Origin of the sequence: Thauera mechernichensis (assembly GCF_029588855.1) — a bacterium.
Taxonomy (GTDB): Bacteria; Pseudomonadota; Gammaproteobacteria; order Burkholderiales; family Rhodocyclaceae; genus Thauera; species Thauera mechernichensis.
Genome location: NZ_JARQZE010000034.1, coordinates 1 through 3,552, shown reverse-complemented (window position 1 = coordinate 3,552; position 3,552 = coordinate 1). Strand labels below are relative to the sequence as shown.

Genomic DNA, 3,552 nt, shown 5'->3' with positions numbered 1-3,552 from the left:
TGGCGTTGAAGTCACCGTTGTAGCTGTCGGTGATGCGGGCGGGGATGGCGCCCTTGGCAATCTGGTCGACGTAGTCGGCGGCCACGTTGAGCGGCCCGATGACGGCGTCGAGCGTGGCATTGACGCCTTGCACGATGCGGGCGTAGTCGCCCGGGTGGCGATCGGCGTCGGCCCGCGTGGCGAGGCGGCCCTCGACGGCGGCGGCAGAGAGCATCGCAGTGTCGTCCATCATCGCGTGCAGGTTTGACTGCACCTCGGCCAGCGCGCCTTCGATCTCGCCGAGTTCGTTGTGGCTGCGCACCGTGACCTTCTCGTCGAGCTGGCCTTGCGCGATGCGATGGGCCGCTTCGGCGTTGCCACGCAGGCCGCGCAACAGGCCGGTCACCTGCAGCCCGAACAGGATGGCGGCGACCAGGACGGCCACCGTCATCGCGACCGACAGCGCCAGTTGCGACGATGAGTCGGCGCGCAGCGCCTGGGCGCGGTCGAGCAGCGTGGACGCGATACGATCTTCCTCGACCTTCAGCAGGTCGATCTTGCGCGTGATCGTGGCGAACCAGGTGGCGGGCTCGACGCCGAACTCGCCGATGTTCATGCGATCGAGCGCGATCTGGCGCATGCGCGCGGTTTCGCGCCCCGCCTCGCTGTCGAGTGCCGATTGCAGGCCGTCGATCCAGCTCTGCGGTGCCATCGAGCGGAAGTTCGAAAGATAGGTGTCCTGCGCGGTCAGGATGGTGATGATGCGCCGATGCAGGGCAACATCGGCGGCAGTGTTGGCGGCGAACAGCCCGTTGATCGATGCACGTTCGCGTCCGGCTTGCTCCTTGGCGAGCACGAACATCAGGTAAGCGTTCATGCCGCGCGACAACTCGACCTCCTCGGCCGAGGAGGCGGCGATGTCGATCACCGCTACCAGGTGTTCGATCGTTCCGGTGTAATAGCTGAATGACTCGGGGCCCGGCAGCGACAGGCTCGTGACGCGCCCACGGGTATCCTGCAGCGCAGCGAGGCGGCCTTGCGCGGACTCCACTGCGGTGACGATGTCGCTGCCCAGCAGATTTCGATCGGCGCTTGCCAGCCAGGCATCCAGTGCGTTGCGCGCCGTATTCGAGTCCTGGTGCTGAGCGGCGAGTTCGGCCTGGAAGCGGCCGCCGCGCGAACCGATGAAGCCCGCCGACAGCCCGCGCTCCTTCTGGAGTTCGTGCACCAGGTTGTTGATCTGCACCGACAGCTGGCTGTACTGGGCGCCGCGCTGCATGGCGTTCTGAGCCTGCCATTGGCGGGCGACATCGGTGAGCGCATAGAACAGCACCGCTGCGATCACGATAGCGAAGAGGAGGAAAAGACGTAGCCGGATCGAGCGCCAGCCGTAGGATTGCGTATTCATCATGGTCTTCCCGGGGATGGGCATCAGCCCTCTTCCTTGGCGCTGTCGCCGCCCATGCTGGCGAGCATCGTGATCTCCTCGGTCGAGAGCACGCGATCGACATTGAGGATGATGACGAATCGGCTATCCACTTTGCCCATGCCCTGGATGAAGTCGGCCCTGATCTTTGCGCCAAAGCTCGGCGGTGGCTCGATATCGCCGCGTGGAATCTCCAGCACTTCGTTGACGGCGTCCACGATCACCCCGAGGTCCTGGCGGTCGTCACCGTCGCTCAGCTCGACGATGACGATGCAGGTGCGGCGGGAGACGGCAGAGGTCTCGCCGCCGAAGCGAGCAGACAGGTCGATCACCGGCACAACCGCGCCGCGCAGGTTGATCACGCCGCGGATGAAGGCCGGCATCATCGGAATTTCCGTGATGTTGCCGAACTCGATGATCTCCTTGACGTTCAGGATCCCGAGCGCGAACACCTCGCCGCCGAGGCTGAAGGTGAGGTATTGCTGCGGTCCCGCATCGGCGATCGCAGGCATCTTCTGTCTGGTTTGTGTAAGGCTCTGGCTCATGGCCTGGCTCCTGCTGCGTGGCGTGTGCTCAGAATTTCTCGAAATCGCTTTCGCTGAAGCTGATTGACTTGCCGATCTTCAGCCGGCTGTTGGTGCGCGCCGTGTTGCGGCGCGGTGCGCTATCGCTTGCCGTCGGCGCCGGGGACGGAGGACTCACTGCCGCCGCTGGCTTGCGTGCGGTGCTGCGCCTGGAGGTCGCGTCGTCGCTGCCGACGCTGAAGAAGCCCATCAGCTCCTGCAGCTGTCCGGCCTGTCCGCCAAGCTCCTCGGCGGTGGCGGCGAGCTCTTCGGAGGCCGAGGCGTTCTGCTGGGTGGCCTTGTTGAGCTGGCCCATGGCGTTGTTGATCTGGCCGACGCCGGCGGTCTGCTCCTGGCTGGCCGAGGCGATCTCCTGCACGAGGTCGGAGGTCTTGTTGATCGAGGGCACGATCTCGTCGAGCAGCGTACCCGCGCGCTCGGCCAGGTGGACCGAGTTGCCGGCGAGCTGGCCGATCTCCTGGGCGGCGACCTGGCTGCGCTCGGCGAGCTTTCTGACCTCGGCGGCGACCACCGCAAAGCCCTTGCCGTGCTCGCCGGCACGGGCCGCTTCGATGGCGGCGTTGAGCGCGAGCAGGTTGGTCTGGTAGGCGATGTCATCGATGATGCCGATCTTGCCGGCGATGTTCTTCATCGCCTCGACCGTGGATTTGACGGCCTGGCCGCCCTCGCCGGCTTCGGAGGCGGCCTTGGTGGCCATGGCGTCGGTGATCTTGGCGTTTTCCGAGTTCTGGTTGATCGAGGCGCTCATCTGCTCGATCGAAGCCGAGGTTTCCTCGACGCTGGCGGCCTGCTCGGAGGAGGACTGGGACAGGCTCTGAGCGGTGGCCGAGACCTGGCCTGCGGCGTTGGTGAGCGCATCGGCCGCGCCACGGACCTGCTCGATGATCTCGGCGAGCTTGTCCATGGACTCGTTGACCGCGTTCTGCAGCACCTGGAAGTCGCCGGCGTAGTTGTCGGTGATCTTCTGGGTGAGGTCGCCCCCGGAGAGCGCGACCATGACGCGCTTGACCTCGTCGATGGGGGCGATGACCGCATCCAGGGTGGCGTTGACGCCCTGGACGATGCGGGCGTAGTCGCCGTGGTGACGGCTGGCGTCGGCGCGGGTGGACAGGCGGCCCTCGACGGCGGCCTGGGCGAGCATGTTGGCGTCGGTGACGAGTGCATTGACCGCGTCGATGGCGGTGTTGAGGTTGTTCTTGATGGCGTTGAAGTCACCGTTGTAGCTGTCGGTGATGCGGGCGGGGATGGCGCCCTTGGCAATCTGGTCGACGTAGTCGGCGGCCACGTTGAGCGGCCCGATGACGGCGTCGAGCGTGGCATTGACGCCGTCGACGATCTTGCGGAAATCGCCCTCGTGGCGGCTGGCGTCGGCGCGGGTGGCGAGCTTGCCGGCGATTGCGGCGTCGGCCAGCATGCTGGCGTCGTCGATCATGCGCTTGACGCTGGTCTGGACGCCGGCCACTGCACGCACCACGCTACCCACCTCGTCCTTGGCGTCGGACTGGAGGTCGAAGGCGAAGTCGCCCCTGGCCATGCGCTCGGCAGCGGCGCTCACCTCGCCCA

Annotated in this window: 3 protein-coding genes; all 3 read right to left on the bottom strand. The window is 66.2% G+C overall.

What is annotated here, in order from left to right; all coding sequences use genetic code 11:
* On the bottom strand, positions 1-1,411 hold a 1,411-nt coding region (locus P7F68_RS19770; protein WP_277835642.1), incomplete at its 3' end, for a nitrate- and nitrite sensing domain-containing protein.
* The gene (locus P7F68_RS19765) at positions 1,411-1,950 is read right to left on the bottom strand and encodes a chemotaxis protein CheW (RefSeq protein WP_277835640.1); all 540 of its coding nucleotides are present in this window, start codon (positions 1,948-1,950) and stop codon (positions 1,411-1,413) included. The genes P7F68_RS19765 and P7F68_RS19770, both read right to left, overlap by 1 nt.
* Positions 1,951-1,978: 28 nt before the next feature.
* On the bottom strand, positions 1,979-3,552 hold a 1,574-nt coding region (locus P7F68_RS19760; protein ID WP_277835639.1), incomplete at its 5' end, for a methyl-accepting chemotaxis protein.